Here is a 15,493-nt window from a genome sequence, read left to right as displayed (position 1 = left end):
TTCGAGGACTACAGCAGGTCCTTGAACTCCTTGGGCAGCTCGAAGTCGGCCGGGCCCTTGCCCGCGCCGAGGCCGAAGGCGCCGCCGTCGCCCGGGGCCTGGTCGCCGCCCGGGCCGAGCGCGCGGCGCTCGGCGGCCGCGGCCTCCTCCTGCGCCCGCTTCAGCGGGTTGCCGCTCTTGCGCTTGCCCTTGGCCTGCGGGGCCTTCTTGTTGGACTTCTTCGAGCCGCCGCCCATGCCCGGGATCCCCGGCATGCCGGGCACACCCTTGCCGGAGGCCATCGCGGACATCATCTTGCGGGCCTCGAAGAACCGCTCGACCAGGTTCTTCACCTCGCCGACCTGCACGCCCGAGCCCTTCGCGATGCGGGCCCGGCGGGAACCGTTGATCAGCTCCGGCTCGGCGCGCTCGATCGGCGTCATCGACTTGATGATCGCGCCGACCCGGTTGACGTCCTTGTCGTCGATGTTGTTGATCTGGTCGCGGATCTGCCCCATGCCGGGCAGCATCCCGAGCAGCTTGGAGATCGAGCCCATCTTCTGGACCTGCTCCAGCTGCGACAGGAAGTCGTCCAGGGTGAACTGCTTCGGCCCGCCGCGCAGCTTGGCGGCGATCTTCTCGGCCTCGGCCTGCGAGAAGGTCTGCTCGGCCCGCTCGATCAGCGAGAGGACGTCACCCATGCCGAGGATGCGCGAGGCCATCCGGTCCGGGTGGAAGGCGTCGAAGTCGTCGACCTTCTCGCCGTTGGAGGCGAACATGATCTGCCGGCCGGTGACGTGCGCGACCGACAGGGCGGCACCGCCGCGGGCGTCGCCGTCGAGCTTGGAGAGCACGACACCGGTGAAGTCCACGCCGTCGAGGAAGGCCTGCGCGGTGGTGACCGCGTCCTGGCCGATCATCGCGTCGACGACGAACAGGACCTCGTCCGGGTTCACCGCGGCGCGGATGTCGGCGGCCTGCTGCATCAGCTCGGCGTCGATGCCCAGCCGGCCGGCGGTGTCGACGACGACGACGTCGTACTGCTTCTGCTTGGCGTACTCGATCGAGTCCTCGGCCACCTTCACCGGGTCGCCGACGCCGTTGCCCGGCTGCGGCCCGTAGAAGGCCACGCCGGCGCGCTCGGCGACCACCTGGAGCTGGTTGACCGCGTTGGGGCGCTGGAGGTCGCAGGCGACCAGCAGCGGGGTGTGCTTCTGCTGCTTCAGCCAGTGGCCGAGCTTGCCCGCGAGGGTGGTCTTACCGGCACCCTGCAGACCGGCGAGCATGATGACCGTCGGGCCGTTCTTGGCGAACCGCACCCGGCGGGTCTCGCCGCCGAGGATCGCGATGAGCTCCTCGTTGACGATCTTGATGATCTGCTGCGCCGGGTTCAGCGCGCCGGAGACCTCGGCCCCGAGCGCCCGCTCCTTGACCCGCTGGATGAAGGCCCGGACGACCGGCAGCGCGACGTCCGCCTCCAGCAGCGCGATGCGGATCTCGCGGGCGGTGGCGTCGATGTCCGCCTCGCTCAGGCGGCCCTTGCCCCGGAGGTTCTTGAACGTCGCTGCGAGGCGATCGGAAAGGGTGTCGAACACGTCGTCGCGGGTCCTCTGCGGCATCGGTAACGGTACGGTCGTCGTCCCCAGGGTATCCGGCCGCCCCGGGTACGGTCTCCACCCCCGCTCCCGAAGCCCCCCACCCTGCTCCCCACCCTGTTCCCGGAGCGCCTCAGCCCAGCGCCGCCCGGACCGCCGCCGCCACCTCCCCGGCCCGCTGGGCGGACAGCGGACGGCCCGCCGCGTCGGTCAGGTAGAACGAGTCGACGGCGTCCGCGCCCAGCGTGGAGACGTGCGCGGTACGCACCCGGACGCCCGCCCCGTCCAGCGCCCGGCCGATCCGGTGCAGCAGGCCGGGGGCGTCATGAGCACGGACCTCCAGCACGGTGGCGGTCGCCGAGGCCACCGCGGGCGCCACCGCGACCACCGGCGCGGGGGTGGGGATGCCCTTGCGGCGCGGGGCCGCGGCGTCCCGTTCGGCGAGGCGGCGGGCGACGTCCAGCGAGCCGTCCAGCGCCCGGCGCAGGTCGGCCCGCAGCCGGGCCGCCTCCGGCAGCTCGCCGAACTCGGCGGCCACCCGCCAGGACAGCAGCAGCACCGGCCCGGCCCCGATCGGGTCCAGCTCGCGCAGCCCGGCCGAGCGGACGGTCAGCCGGTGCAGTGCGAGCACCCCGGCGGCGGTGCCGAGCAGCCCGGGACGGTCCGGTACGGCCAGGTTCAGTTCGACGCCCATCGGCTCGGTGCCCGCGCCCGCGCCCTGGGCCTGGGCGCGCAGCGACAGCGCCGGTTCGCCGCTGCGGGCCGCCTCGACCGCGAGCCGTTCCTGCTCGGCGGTCGGCGCCGCCTCCACCAGGGCCCCGACCGCCCCGGCCAGCCGGTCCGCGGCCCGGGCCACCAGGCCGTCCACCAGCGAGGCCCGCCAGCTGCTCCACGCGGCCGGACCGGTGGCCAGCGCGTCCGCCTCGGTGAGCGCGTGCAGCAGCTCCAGCTCCGGCACGGTGGTGACCACCTTGGTGACCGCCTCGACGGTGGCCGGGTCGTCCGGGTCGCGCCGGGTCGCGGTGTCGACCAGGGTCAGGTGCTGGCGGACCAGCACCGCCAGGGTCTCGGTGTCCTCGGGGCCGAAGCCCATCCGGGCGGCGAGGTCGCGGACGATCACCTCGCCGGCCTCGCTGTGGTCCCCGGGCCAGCCCTTGCCGATGTCGTGCAGCAGCGCGGCGACCAGCAGCAGGTCCGGCCGGGCGACCCTGCGGGTCATCGCGGCGGCCCGCACCGCCGTCTCCACCAGGTGCCGGTCCACCGTCCAGCGGTGCACGGCGTTGCGCTGCGGACGGCAGCGCACCCGCTCCCAGTCCGGCAGCAGCCGGGTGACCAGGCCCTCCGCCTCGAGCGCCTCCCACACCGGGACGGCGGCCTCCCCCGCGCCCAGCAGGGTGACCAGCTGCTCGCGCGCCTCGTCCGGCCAGGGCACCGGCAGCGGACGGCACTCGGCGGCCAGCCGGCGCACCGTCGCGTACGAGACGGTCAGCCCGTTCTGGGCGGCGGCGGCCGCGGCGCGCAGCGGCAGCACCGGGTCGGCGGCCGGGCGGGCCCCCTGGGCGAGCACCGCCTCGCCGTCCTGCTCGACCACGCCCTCGGCGAGCGGGCGGCGCTCGACGTCGCCCCGGGCCACCGCGCCCGCGCCGCGGCCGGCGCCGGTGAACGGGGCGGTGAACTGGCCGGTGAACGGGAACGCGCGCCGCACCGCGCGGCGGCCCCGGCCGGCCCGGGCGGCGAGCACCCGGTCGACCGCCCGCCAGGTGACGTCGCTCGCGTAGGCGACGGTGCGGGCGGCCTCGTAGACCTGGCGCAGCAGGGTGTCGGCGTCCAGCACGCCGAGCCGCTCGGCGACCTGGTCCTGGTCCTGCAGGCTGAGCCGCTCGGTGGCCCGGCCGGTGACCAGGTGCAGGGCGTCGCGCACGTCGGCGAGCCGCAGCGCGGCGGCGTCCAGGCCGTCCCGGGGCGCGTCGGCCAGCCAGCTGGCGGCGACGGCGTTGAGCGCGACCACGTCGCGCAGGCCGCCGCGCGCCTCCTTGAGGTCGGGCTCCAGCAGGAAGGACAGCTCACCGTGCCGTTCGGCCCGCTCGCGGCCCAGCTCGCGCAGCTCGGGCAGGCGCACGGGGGCGTTCGCACGCCAGTCGGTGAACACCGCGGAGCGCAGCTCGGCGGTGAGCGCCGGATCCCCGGCGAGGTGGCGGGCGTCCAGCAGACCGAGCTGGGCCTTGAGGTCGGCGGCGGCGACCGCCCGGGCCTCGGCGACGGTGCGCACCGAGTGGTCGAGCTTGGCGCCCGCGTCCCAGACCGGGTACCAGATCCGCTCGGGCAGCTCCCGGGCGATCGGGCCGTCGTGCAGCAGCAGGACGTCCAGGTCGCTGCGCGGGGACAGCTCGCCGCGCCCGTACCCGCCGACGGCGACCAGCGCGACGCCGGGCGGGGTGCCGGCCGCCGCGAGCAGGCCGGCCAGCCAGTCGTCGGTCAGCTTGGCGAGCGCCTCCCGGCGGGGGCGGCCGACCGGGCCGGGGTCGGCGAGCAGCGCGGTCCGGGCGGCCAGGGCGGCGGCGTGGTCGGCGGGGTCGGCGGGGCCGGAAGGCCTGGTCTCGGTGGTCATGCGCGTGGTTCCCGTCCGTCGTGCGGGTGAGCCGTCCTTCGGGTGAGCCGTCTTACGGGTGAGCGGCCCCGTCAGCCGTCCTTCGGGTGGGCCGCCCGTGAGCCGTCCTCCGGGTGGGCGCCGCCGTCCGGCTGAGCGGGGGACGCCGTGAGCGGGCCCGCGCACCCCATTCCGGGGAATCACGAGCCCGCCAAGGGTGGGGGGGCTACAGGGCGTCCGGGCCGCGCTCGCCGGTGCGGACCCGTACGGCGGTGTCGACCGGGATGCTCCAGACCTTGCCGTCGCCGATCTTCCCGGTCCGGGCGGCCTTCACCAGGACCTCGATCAGTTCGTCGGCGTCCTCGTCCTCGACCAGGACCTCGATCCTGACCTTCGGTACCAGGTCCACGGTGTACTCGGCGCCCCGGTACACCTCGGTGTGGCCGCGCTGGCGGCCGTAGCCGCTGGCCTCGGTGACGGTCAGGCCGTGGACCCCGAAGGCCTGCAGCGCGGCCTTCACCTCGTCCAGGCGGTACGGCTTGATCACGGCGGTGATGAGCTTCATCAGGCGTCGACCTCGGTCTTCTCGGCCGTCGTTCCGGCGGCCTTCTCGGTGGGCTTCTCGGCGCTCTTCCCGGTGGCCGTCGCCGCGGGCTTCGCGGCGGACGGGCCGGCCGGCGCGGCGGCGGCCAGGCCCGGCAGGGCCCGGGCCAGACCGGCCCCGACAGCGCTGAAATCGTAGGCGGACTCGGCGTGCTCGGCCTGGTCGATGCCGGCCACCTCGACCTCCTCGGCGACCCGGAAGCCGACCAGCTTGTCGACCGCCTTGGCCAGCAGCCAGGACAGGACGAAGGAGTACGCCGCGACCACGGCCACGCCCAACGCCTGCTTGCCGAGCTGCCCCAGCCCGCCGCCGTAGAACAGGCCCTTGGCGGCCTGGCCGACCCCGCCGGTGGCGAACAGGCCGACCAGCAGCGAGCCGATCGCCCCGCCCACCGCGTGCACGCCCACCACGTCCAGCGAGTCGTCGAAGCCCCAGCGGTACTTGAGGGAGACGGCGGCGGCGCAGACCGCGCCCGCGACCAGGCCGATCGCGACCGCGCCGAGCGGGCTGACCGAACCGCAGGCCGGGGTGATCGCGACCAGCCCGGCCACCGCGCCGGAGGCGGCGCCCAGCGTGGTGAAGGCGCCGTGCTTGAGCTTCTCGTAGATGAGCCAGCCGACCAGCGCCGCACCGGTGGCGACCTGGGTGTTGACCATCGCCATCGCGGCGACGCCGTTGGCGGCCAGCGCCGAGCCCGCGTTGAAGCCGAACCAGCCGAACCACAGCAGCCCGGAGCCGAGCATCACCAGCGGCAGGCTGTGCGGGCGCATCGGGTCCTTCTTGAAGCCGACCCGCTTGCCCAGCACCAGGCAGAGCGCGAGGCCGGCGACCCCGGCGTTGATGTGCACGGCCGTGCCGCCGGCGAAGTCGATCACGCCGTTCCGGTCGCCCAGCCAGCCGCCGTGGCCGCCGTCGAAGAAGAACACCCAGTGCGCGACCGGGAAGTAGACGATCGTCACCCAGAGCGCGATGAACAGGCCCCAGGCGGCGAACTTGGCCCGGTCCGCGATGGCGCCGCTGATCAGCGCCGGGGTGATGATCGCGAACATCAGCTGGAAGACCGCGAAGGCGGTGATCGGGATGCTCCCGGTCAGCTCGTTCAGGCCGATGCCGCGCATCCCGAGGAAGTCCAGGTTGCCGATCAGCCCGGCGAAGGAGTCGGGCCCGAAGCTGAGCGAGTACCCGTAGAGGACCCACAGCACGGTGACGATGCCGAGCGAGAGGAAGCTCATCGCCAGCATGTTGAGTGTGCTCTTGGCCCTGACCATGCCCCCGTAGAAGAAGGCCAGGCCCGGGGTCATCAGCATGACCAGGGCTGCACTGATGAGTACGAAGGCGGTGTCGCCTGCGCTGAAGCCGTCCGGCATCGGCGTCTCCTCTGTATCAAAGCCGATCCGCACCCGGGTACCTGTCCCGTGCCACCCGGGGTGTCGGCGATGAAAGGAGCGTGCCGAAGGCGGGTTTCGGCCAGTGCGGCCGGTTGTTTCGCGGCCGTGACGCGTGCGACGCCCGGGTTACGGCTGCGTGAACCGCGGCCCCGCCTCCGTCCGGGCGGGTTACCGTGCCGCCGCACGCGACGGTAACCCGCCCGGGACGGTGGCGCGCGCCGGCGGGAACGCCGCCTCGGGGAAATGCCACCGGCCGCGGCGGCGGCGGCCACCACGGCCGGTGGAGTCAGGAAAGGACCGGTGGAGCGGGGAAGGGCTGCGGGAGTCCGGGGCGGGATGCGGCCGCTCAGACCACCGAGACGTACTCCGGGATGTCCTGGACGACCCGCTCCTTGAGCCGGCTCACCGCGTCCACGCCCTTGAACCGGGCCGCCGCGGCCTCCGTGGTCTTGCGCACCCGGGAGTTCAGCCGCTCCGAGCGCACCTTGGTGGCGATGTCCACCGCCTGCTCGGCCATCACCGCCGCCTGCTCGGCCTCCTTCTGCAGCAGGTGCACGCTGGCCATGCCGATCAGGTTGAAGGCGTACGAGCGCACGTGGTCGCCGTCCTGCCGGAACAGGTCGACCGCGCGCTCCATCACCGGCGCGGACATCGAGGCGTACAGCTCGGCGTTGTCGGAGTGGTACGCGAGGTCGCGGAAGGAGTGCGCGTTCTCGGCGTTCAGCTCGGCCGGCGAGAAGAACTTCAGCCAGTCCGGCTCCTCGTCCCCCTCGCGGATGTCGGTGTAGGTGTCCTCGGACAGCCGGATCGCCCGGGCGCAGCGGTTGACCTCGCCGATGGTGGCGTAGGCGCGCGCCTCCATCGCGTACAGCAGGGACTGCTGGCGCGGGGTGGCGGTGTCGCGGCTGCCGTACTGGGCCAGGTGGATCAGCTCCAGGGCGTCCTCGCCCCGGTTGAGGTGGATCATCTGGCGGCTCATGTCGGTGAGGATCAGCGCGCCGAACGGCCGGTCGCCGGCCTCCTTGGCGGCGTGCAGGGCCAGCACGTAGTACTTCTGCGCGCTCGGGTGCATTCCGACGTCGTAGGACATCCACCCGGCCAGGTGGGCGAGTTCGGCGGTGAGCCGGAACAGCCGCCGGGTGGTGTCCTCGCTGTACGTCTCCTGGAGCAGGTCGGTGACCTCGTGGAGTTGGCCGACGACGGCCTTGCGGCGGAGCCCGCCGCCGTTCTGCGCGTCCCACTGCCGGAACATGACCGTGGTCTGCTCCAGCAGTTCGAGCTCGGGCTCGGAGAGCCGGCCGGTGAACGCCTCGCCGCCGTTGGCCGCGGTGAGGATCGGGGTGGGGATGCCGGTCGGGCCGGGGGCCAGCCAGCGCTGCATCGGCTCGATCAGCGCGGCGCCGGCGGTGAGCGCGAGCGAGGTGCCGAGGAAGCCCCGGCGGTTGAGCATGAGGTCGCTGCGGGAGTAGTCGCTGATCAGCTGGACGGTCTGCGGGCCGCTCCAGGGGAGGTCGACGCCGCCGCCCACGGTGGAGACCGGGATCGCGGCGCGCAGGCCGAGGTCCTCGATGGAGACCACCGAGCCGAAGCGTTCGGAGAAGAGCTCCGACATGATCTTGGGGATCGGTTCGCGCGGCTGTTCGCCGTCGAGCCATCGGCGCACCCGCGAGGTGTCGGTGGACACGTGGTGGGCGCCGATCTGCCTGGCCCGACGGTTGACCTGGCGGGCCAACTCGCCCTTGGACCAGCCGCTGCGGGCGAACCACGTGGTCAGCTTCTCATTGGGTTGCTTCTCTGCCATGGGAACGTCCCATCCCGCCCGGCCCCTCTCGGGGCCCCCGATCGTGACCGCCCGACGGTTGCGGGCTCTTGCCAGACGTGCCGTGCCTGAGGTGTCGCCGTGCCGCGTCGTCGTACTGTCGTCGTACTGGTGTGCCATCGTCGCGGACGACCCGTCAGCTTCCCAACTCCCGTTCTCCGACGGCCCGGAGCTGACTCCCTGACGACATCCGCGTGCTGAACGTAATGCCCCTCGAGGGGCCCGTGGGAGCGGCCCTGGCGAAACGCCACCTTTCGCCACCCCCAGGAGTGAACCGAAGCCGGGGGGCAGGCGCTTCACTGGGTAGTCGCGACGGTCCGGCATATGCGGGCCGCCAAGTCCTCCGGTTCATCCCGGCGGACCCCGGCAGACCCGCCAATCCCTCGCAGTCACAGGCGAGTTCACCACTCACTCTCGGCGGCACCAGTCTCGCGCCCACGACGATCCGGCATCCGCGCCGCCCCGACAAGGCGGCGCCCGAGGCACACCCCCGGAACCGGCGCACGCCACGCGCTGCGCGCCGCCACCGCACTACGCACCACGCAGCTGACAATCGACACACAGTCACCATCCCGTAACCATCGGCAACAAGAACCTGTTGGGGGAGGCATGGACAACCTGTTCGGCGAACTCCGGCTGGGGCACCTGCGACTGGCACCGCTGGGCGCGCGCCGCCGCACCAAGGTCACCGCGTCCCAGGCCGCCGCGGAGTACACCGGCCGCTGGGGCTGGGCGGTCGCCACCGGCGGCCCGGCCGACGCCGCCACCGCCCCGACCCGCTGTCCCTGCGGCGCCGTCCGCTGCGCCGCGCCCGGACTGCACCCCGTCCCGGGCGCCGAGGGCCGCAGCCGCGGCGCCGAGGGTTCGGTGCTGTTCCCCACCGGCCGCGCCTTCGACGTCCTGGACGTCCCCGAGCAGGCCGGCCTGCAGGCGCTGGTCCGGCTGGAGCGGATGGGCACCCAGGTCGGGCCGGTGCTCGCCGCGCCCACCGGCCGGCTGCAGTTCCTGGTCGCCGCCGGCGCCGCCCGCCGCCTGCCCGACCTGCTGTACCGGATGGGCTGGGACGACGCCGCGCTCGACCTCGCCTGCCATGGCGAGGGCAGCTACGTCGCCGCCCCGCCCAGCGTCCTCGGCGGCCTCGGCCCGGTCCGCTGGCTGCGCCGCCCCACCCGCGACAACGCCGGCTGCCCGCCCGAGGCCCGGCTGCTGCTCGGCACCCTCGCGTACGCCTGCCACCGCGGCCGCGAGCGCACCGCCGAGCCGGCCTGGCTGGCCTCGTAGGGATCCCGCACCGGCCCCGTAGGGATCGCGCACGGCCTCGCAGGAATCCGGGCACGCGAAAGGGCCCGCCCCCGGAGGAGCGGACCCTGACCGACGGGGCGGACCCGGTCAGTCCCCGATCAGCGCGTCCACGAACGCACCCGGCTCGAACGGCGCCAGGTCGTCCGCGCCCTCGCCCAGACCGATCAGCTTGACCGGCACGCCCAGCTCGCGCTGCACCGCGACCACGATGCCGCCCTTGGCGGTGCCGTCCAGCTTGGTCAGCACGATGCCGGTGATGTCGACCACCTCGGCGAAGACCCGGGCCTGGATCAGGCCGTTCTGACCGGTGGTGGCGTCCAGCACCAGCAACACCTCGTCCACCGGGCCGTGCTTCTCGACGACCCGCTTGACCTTGCCCAGCTCGTCCATCAGGCCGGTCTTGGTGTGCAGTCGGCCGGCGGTGTCGATCAGCACGGTGTCGACGCCCTCGGCGATGCCCTCCTTGACGGCGTCGAAGGCGATCGAGGCCGGGTCGCCGCCCTCCGGGCCGCGCACGGTGCGCGCACCGACCCGCTCGCCCCAGGTCTGCAGCTGGTCGGCGGCGGCGGCGCGGAAGGTGTCGGCGGCGCCGAGCACCACCGTACGGCCGTCGGCGACCAGGACGCGGGCCAGCTTGCCGGTGGTGGTGGTCTTACCGACGCCGTTGACGCCGACGACCAGGACCACGGCCGGGCCCTCCTCGTGCTTGGTGGAACGGACGGTGCGGTCGGCGTCCTTGCCGATCAGCTCGACCAGTTCCTCGCGCAGCAGCGCGCGCAGCTCGTCGGGCGTCCGGGTGCCGAGCACCTTCACCCTGGTGCGCAGCCGCTCGACCAGCTCCTGGGTGGGGGTGACGCCGACGTCGGCGGTGAGCAGGGTGTCCTCGATCTCCTCCCAGGTGTCCTCGTCCAGGTGCTCGCGGGAGAGCAGCGAGAGCAGGCCCTTGCCGAGCGAGTTCTGCGACCGGGAGAGCCGCGAGCGCAGCCGGACCAGCCGGCCGGCGGTGGGCTCGGGGACTTCGACGGCGGGAGCCGCCTCGGCCTCGGCCGGCTCGACCTCGACGACCTCGACGGCCTCGGGGGCTGTGGGGGCCTCGGCGGTCGAGGGCTCCGCCGGGAGTTCCACCTCCTCGACGGTGCGGCGCGGTTCCTCGGTCGGCGGCGCGGACTCGTCGCCGACCTGGGGTTCCCGCGGGGTGGGCTTCGGCGCCGTGATGACCGGCGCCTGCGACTTCGGGGGCAGCTGCTGGCGTCGTCTGCCGGAAACGACGAGGCCTGCGATCGCACCGACGGCGATCACGGCGATGACTACGGCAAGGATCACGTATTCCATATCCGCTCCAGTATCCGCGACCGGAGCCCGGATGGACCGCAGCCGCCCTGGACCGTCACGGTGCGAGCGCTGCGCGTGCCCGTTCCCGGTGGCCTTCCCCGGCCTGGCGGCCGGGAGCCGTTCCCGCGCGCAGCCGCTGGCTGATCACCTGCGAGATGCCGTCGCCCTTCATCGTCACGCCGTAGAGGGCGTCGGCGGACTCCATGGTCAGCTTCTGGTGGGTGATCACGATCAGCTGGGAGCTCTCCCGCAGCTCCTCCATGATCCCGATCAGCCGGCGCAGGTTGGTCTCGTCCAGCGCGGCCTCCACCTCGTCCATCACGTAGAACGGGCTGGGCCTGGCCTTGAAGATGGCCACCAGCAGCGCCACCGCGGTCAGCGAGCGCTCGCCGCCGGACAGCAGCGACAGCCGCTTGACCTTCTTGCCCGGCGGGCGGGCCTCCACCTCGATCCCGGTGGCGAGCATGTCGTCCGGGTCGGTCAGCACCAGTCGGCCCTCACCGCCCGGGAAGAGCCGGCCGAAGACGCCCTCGAACTGGGCCGCGGTGTCGTGGTAGGCCGAGGTGAACAGCTGCTCGACCCGCTGGTCCACGTCCCGGACGATGTCCAGCAGGTCGCGCCGGCCTCGCTTGAGGTCGTCCAGTTGCTCGCCCAGGAACGCGTGCCGCTCCTCCAGCGCGGTGAACTCCTCCAGCGCCAGCGGGTTGACCTTGCCGAGCTGCTGGTACGCCTTCTCGGCGGCCCTCAGCCGCTTCTCCTGCTCGGCCCGGACGTACGGGTACGGCTCCCCCGGTTCCTGTCCGTCCTCCGGCGTCGCCGGCGGGACGGGCTGGTCCGGCCCGTACGAGGCCAGCAGCTCGCCGCCGTCGATGCCGAACTCCTCCAGCGCCCGGGCCTCCAACTGCTCGGTGCGCAGCCGCTTCTCCGCGCGCAGCACCTCGTCCCGGTGCCCGGCGTCGACCAGCTTGTCCAGCTCCTCCTTGAGGCCGCGGCCGTGCTCGCGGTGCTCCCGCAGCTCCTGCTCGCGCTCGGTGCGCGCCTCCTCGGCGGCCGCCCGCCCGGCGTCCGCGCGGGCCAGCGACACCTCCAGGCAGGCCAGCAGCTGCCGGGCGCCCGCCGCGACGGCGTTCGCCACCCCGGCGTCGTGCTCGGCGCGCCGCCGGCGTTCGGCGGCCCGGGCGCGCGCCTCGCGTTCGGCGCGGGCGGCCCGGTCCAGCTGGTCCGCGCGGCCGGTGAGCGCGCGGACCCGCTCCTCGTGGGTGCGCACGGCGAGCCGGGCCTCCACCTCGGCCTGCCGGGCGCCGCTCGCGGCCTCGGCGAGCCGCTGCCGTTCTCCGCCGTCCGGCTCGTCCTCCCCGGCGTGCGCCGACTCCTCGGCCGTGGCCAGGCGGTCCGCCAGCTCCTCGGCGGTGGCCAGCAGGTCGGCCAGGCCGTGCTCGGCGCGCGCCGCCGCGGCCGACAGCCGCTCGGCCTCGCCGGCGGCGGCCCGGGCCTGCCCGCCGAGGCGACCGAGCGCGCCCGCGACCCGGGCCCGGTCCTGCTCCGCCCGCCGGCGCCGCTCGGCGAGCCGCTCCACCTCGGCGGCCGACTCCCGGCGCTGTTCGGTGAGTTGGGCCAGCCGCGCGGCCGACTCGGCGCAGCGGACGGTGAGTTCGCCGATCGCCCGGGCTGTCTCGTCCACCGCCGCCTGGGTCTCCAGCAGGCTGGGCGCACCACCGGAGCCGCCGTGCGCGAAGCCGGTGCCGAGCCGGTCGCCATCAACGGTGACGGCGGACACGGCGGACACGGCGGCCAGTTCGGGGTGTCCGCCGAGCAGCCGCAGTGCGGCGTCCAGGTCCGCGACCACCGCCACCCCGGCCAGCAGCTGCCGGACGGCGGCGGTCAACTCGGCCGGGCCGTCGACCAGTTCGGCGGCCCAGCGGGCCCCGTCCGGCAACTCCCCGGCTGGGTGGTGGGTTTCGGCCGCGCCCGCGATCAGCAGCGCGGCCCGCCCGGCGTCGTCCGCGCGCAGCAGCCGCAGCGCTTCGACGGCGGCGGACGGCGATTCGACGGCCACCGCGTCGGCCGCCGCGCCGAGCGCCGCCGCCACCGCCACCTCGTATCCGGCCTCGATCCGCAGCAGAGCGGCCGCCGGGCCGAGCAGCCCGCCCAGGCGCTCCCCCGCGGCCAGCAGCGCACCGGTGCCGTCCTTGCGGCGCAGCCCGAGGGAGAGCGCCTCGTGCCGCGCGGTGAGCCCGGCCCGCTCGCGCTCGGCGGCGCCGGCCGTCTCCCGGGCGGCGGCGAGTTCCCGTTCGACGGCGGCCAACCGCTCGCGGGCCTCCCGGTGGTCGGTCTCGGCCTGCCGGTCGTCGCCGGCCGGGCCGTCCACCTGCTGCTGGAGCTGGTCCAGCTCGCCCTGCGCGGCCTCGGCGCGCAGCAGCGCCTCGTCCCTGGCCTCGGTGAGCCGGCCGATCTCGGCCTGCGCCGAGGCGGCGGCGGACCCGGCGGCGGCGGCCTGCCCCTGCAGCCGGGCCAGGCCCTCCCGGCGGTCGGCGATGGCCCGGGCGGCGTCGCGCAGCCGGCGTTCCTCGGCGGCCAGCTCCCGCTCCAGGCCGTCCTTGCGCTCGACGGCCTCGGCGAGCGCGTACTGCGCTTCTTCCAGCGCCTCGGCGAGCGCGGCCTCCTCCTCGCGGACCCGTTCGGCTTCCCGTTCCAGTTCCTCCGGATCCCGCCCGCGCCGCTCCTCGCCCGGTCCGCCGGCCGCGGCGTGCCGGGCTCGGGCCTCGGCCAGCCCGATGGTGCCACGGGTGCGCTCGGCGAGCGCGGAGAGCCGGTACCAGGTCTGCCGGGCGGTCTCCAGGCTCGGCCCGAGCTGCTGGACCTGGGCTTCCAGGACGCGCTCGCGCTGCACCGCGCGGGCCAGTTCCTGCTCGACGGTGGCCCGCCGCAGCCGCAGCGCCAGCTCGTCCGCGACCTCGGCCTCGACGGCCCGGCGGAGGGTGGACAGGTCGTCGGCGAGCAGCCGCAGCCGGGCGTCGCGCAGGTCGGCCTGGATGCCGGCGGCCCGGCGGGCGATCCGGGCCTGCCGGCCGAGCGGCCCGAGCTGGCGGCGCAGTTCGGCGACCAGGTCCTGGAGCCGGTTGAGGTTGGCCTGCATCGCGTCCAGCTTCCGCAGCGCCTTCTCCTTGCGCTTGCGGTGCTTGAGGACGCCGGCCGCCTCCTCGATGAAGGCGCGCCGGCCCATCGGGTCGGCGTGCAGGATGGAGTCCAGCTGCCCCTGTCCGACGATGACGTGCATCTCCCGGCCGATGCCGGAGTCGGAGAGCAGTTCCTGGATGTCCAGCAGGCGGCAGGTCTCGCCGTTGAGCGCGTACTCGCTGCCGCCGTTGCGGAACATGGTCCGGGTGATCGTCACCTCGGCGTAGTCGATCGGCAGGGCGCCGTCGGTGTTGTCGATGGTGAGGCTGACCTCGGCGCGGCCGAGCGGGGCGCGCCCGCTGGTCCCGGCGAAGATGACGTCCTCCATCTTGCCGCCGCGGAGCGTCTTGGCGCCCTGCTCCCCCATCACCCAGGACAGCGCGTCCACCACGTTCGACTTGCCGGAGCCGTTCGGGCCGACGACGCAGGTGATGCCCGGTTCGAAGCGCAGGGTGGTGCTGGAGGCGAAGGACTTGAACCCGCGCAGCGTCAGGCTCTTCAGGTGCACGCGCCGGTCTCCTCATCGCTCGCCAGGGGCCCCAGCGTGCGACTGTAGCCGGACTCGGACACGACGAAGGGACGCCACATCAGGGCGTCCCTTGCAAGCTGCGTCCCTTTCGGGGCGGCTCAGTGCACAGCGGCGTCGATCTGCGGAGACCAGGCGGGACTCAGGTGAGAGCCGGCTCCCGCTGATCCAGATCGATGCTGTTGAGCAGCGAGTGCTCGTCAGCGACAGCCGCGAGCGCGTCGTTCTCGGCCTGCATCCGAAGGAGTTCGGATTCGAGGTCCTGAACGCGCTGCTGAAGCCGTCGCATCTCGGAAAGCATTCGCGGGTCGGGGCCGCCGACGTACCCGAGAAGCGCCTTTGCCATGATGTATGGTCCTCCACGCTGAGTGACCGAACCGGAATGGTCCAGGTCTAGGGGGAAGGGGGACGCACGCGCGGCGCGTCACCGGAAGTGCTGGCTGGGCACTTCGGCGCGAGCACCGTGAGCTGGGCTCACGAGGGCAGGCGCCTGCCGGGAAAACGCGGTCGTGTGCGCGGGCTTCCAGCGTCTCACCAAAGACGGAACGGGTCAACACGATCACCGCACGCTACCGCGCCCCTGTCACCTGCCCGGCGGAGTGATCACGCCTGGGGGGCCATCGGGGCGGATCCACCAAGGTGCTCGTGGATCATCGTTCGATGCGGAGTCAACCACGAGTCTGCCCGGATGGCAACCTCGTGACACCGACCGTTCCCGATCTTTTCCCGGTGGGTGCCGGAACGGGGCGGCGGGCAGCGGCTCAGCGGATCTCGAAACCCTGGTAACCAGGGCCGACGGCCGACCAGATCTCGGTCACGCCGCTGACGTTCCCGGGCGTGTCCGGGCCGCGCAGCAGGGCCAGCAGCTGCTCGCAGTCGGCCGCGGCCCCCTCGGCCACCACCTGCACCCGGCCGTCGCCGAGGTTGCTCGCGTAGCCGGTCAGGCCGGTCTCCAGCGCCCGTGCCCTGGTCCACCAGCGGAACCCGACCTGCTGGACCTTCCCCCGGACCCAGGCGGTGACCCGGACCGGTTCCTCACTGTGGGCGTCGCGACCGTGCATGCCCCGACCCTAACCGCCGGGGTGCCCGCTCACGGCTCGGCCCCGGGCGTCCGGACACGGGAGCGGCCCCGCCGGAGGAACGACCGGCGGGGCCGCGTGGAGTCTTGTCTCCGGGTCGGCGGG

General features: G+C 74.1%; 10 protein-coding genes. 1 reads left to right on the top strand and 9 read right to left on the bottom strand.

The features are described 5' to 3' along the window. Positions 1 to 8 precede the first annotated feature (8 nt). From ffh to nsdA, 5 genes are all read right to left on the bottom strand, one after another. Positions 9 to 1,574: a signal recognition particle protein gene (ffh, locus tag AC0B61_RS28780; RefSeq protein ID WP_471744160.1), complete on the bottom strand. Its 1,566-nt coding sequence runs from the start codon at positions 1,572 to 1,574 to the stop codon at positions 9 to 11. A 133-nt stretch (positions 1,575 to 1,707) separates the two neighbouring features. Further along, positions 1,708 to 4,182: a [protein-PII] uridylyltransferase gene (locus AC0B61_RS28775; RefSeq protein ID WP_471744082.1), complete on the bottom strand. Its 2,475-nt coding sequence runs from the start codon at positions 4,180 to 4,182 to the stop codon at positions 1,708 to 1,710. Between the two features lie 205 nt (positions 4,183 to 4,387). Continuing rightward, positions 4,388 to 4,726 carry a P-II family nitrogen regulator gene (locus tag AC0B61_RS28770; protein ID WP_031072140.1) on the bottom strand — a complete coding sequence of 113 codons (339 nt, stop codon included), beginning with the start codon at positions 4,724 to 4,726 and terminating at the stop codon, positions 4,388 to 4,390. Further along, complete coding sequence (locus AC0B61_RS28765; RefSeq protein ID WP_471744080.1) at positions 4,726 to 6,132, bottom strand: ammonium transporter; 1,407 nt, start codon at positions 6,130 to 6,132, stop codon at positions 4,726 to 4,728. The genes AC0B61_RS28770 and AC0B61_RS28765 overlap by 1 nt, the downstream gene beginning before the upstream one ends. 367 nt (positions 6,133 to 6,499) lie before the next feature. Beyond that, positions 6,500 to 7,954, bottom strand: coding sequence for a transcriptional repressor NsdA (gene nsdA, locus AC0B61_RS28760; protein WP_471744078.1), 1,455 nt, complete (start codon positions 7,952 to 7,954; stop codon positions 6,500 to 6,502). A 627-nt stretch (positions 7,955 to 8,581) separates the two neighbouring features. Between nsdA and AC0B61_RS28755 the strand changes: the two genes are divergently transcribed. After that, positions 8,582 to 9,253, top strand: a complete 672-nt coding sequence (locus AC0B61_RS28755; RefSeq protein ID WP_471744076.1) for a bifunctional DNA primase/polymerase — start codon at positions 8,582 to 8,584, stop codon at positions 9,251 to 9,253. A 108-nt stretch (positions 9,254 to 9,361) separates the two neighbouring features. On the opposite strand, the gene ftsY is transcribed toward AC0B61_RS28755, so the two are convergent. From ftsY to AC0B61_RS28735, 4 genes are all read right to left on the bottom strand, one after another. Next, positions 9,362 to 10,606, bottom strand: a complete 1,245-nt coding sequence (gene ftsY, locus AC0B61_RS28750) for a signal recognition particle-docking protein FtsY (RefSeq protein WP_471744074.1) — start codon at positions 10,604 to 10,606, stop codon at positions 9,362 to 9,364. 55 nt (positions 10,607 to 10,661) lie between these two features. Continuing rightward, positions 10,662 to 14,291 (bottom strand): chromosome segregation protein SMC, encoded by a 3,630-nt coding sequence (gene smc / locus AC0B61_RS28745; protein WP_471744072.1) that lies wholly within the window; start codon positions 14,289 to 14,291, stop codon positions 10,662 to 10,664. A gap of 160 nt (positions 14,292 to 14,451) precedes the next feature. Continuing rightward, positions 14,452 to 14,655 carry a hypothetical protein gene (locus AC0B61_RS28740; RefSeq protein ID WP_471744070.1) on the bottom strand — a complete coding sequence of 68 codons (204 nt, stop codon included), beginning with the start codon at positions 14,653 to 14,655 and terminating at the stop codon, positions 14,452 to 14,454. Between the two features lie 415 nt (positions 14,656 to 15,070). Then, entirely contained in the window at positions 15,071 to 15,370 is a 300-nt protein-coding gene (locus AC0B61_RS28735; protein ID WP_471744068.1) for an acylphosphatase, read from the bottom strand. Between the last annotated feature and the right edge of the window lie 123 nt (positions 15,371 to 15,493).

The sequence above is a fragment of the Kitasatospora sp. NPDC023385 genome (assembly GCF_055664045.1).
The sequence above is the reverse complement of the archived record's forward strand: the minus strand, read 5'-3'. Positions and strand labels throughout refer to the sequence as shown.

Bases quoted from the DNA above. Each gene is read 5' to 3' on its own strand.
- AC0B61_RS28775 (WP_471744082.1), bottom strand. From the start codon at position 4,182: ATGACCACCGAGACCAGGCCTTCCGGCCCCGCCGACCCCGCCGACCAC.
- AC0B61_RS28770 (WP_031072140.1), bottom strand. From the start codon at position 4,726: ATGAAGCTCATCACCGCCGTGATCAAGCCGTACCGCCTGGACGAGGTG.
- AC0B61_RS28765 (WP_471744080.1), bottom strand. From the start codon at position 6,132: ATGCCGGACGGCTTCAGCGCAGGCGACACCGCCTTCGTACTCATCAGT.
- nsdA (WP_471744078.1), bottom strand. From the start codon at position 7,954: ATGGCAGAGAAGCAACCCAATGAGAAGCTGACCACGTGGTTCGCCCGC.
- AC0B61_RS28755 (WP_471744076.1), top strand. From the start codon at position 8,582: ATGGACAACCTGTTCGGCGAACTCCGGCTGGGGCACCTGCGACTGGCA.
- ftsY (WP_471744074.1), bottom strand. From the start codon at position 10,606: ATGGAATACGTGATCCTTGCCGTAGTCATCGCCGTGATCGCCGTCGGT.
- AC0B61_RS28740 (WP_471744070.1), bottom strand. From the start codon at position 14,655: ATGGCAAAGGCGCTTCTCGGGTACGTCGGCGGCCCCGACCCGCGAATG.
- AC0B61_RS28735 (WP_471744068.1), bottom strand. From the start codon at position 15,370: ATGCACGGTCGCGACGCCCACAGTGAGGAACCGGTCCGGGTCACCGCC.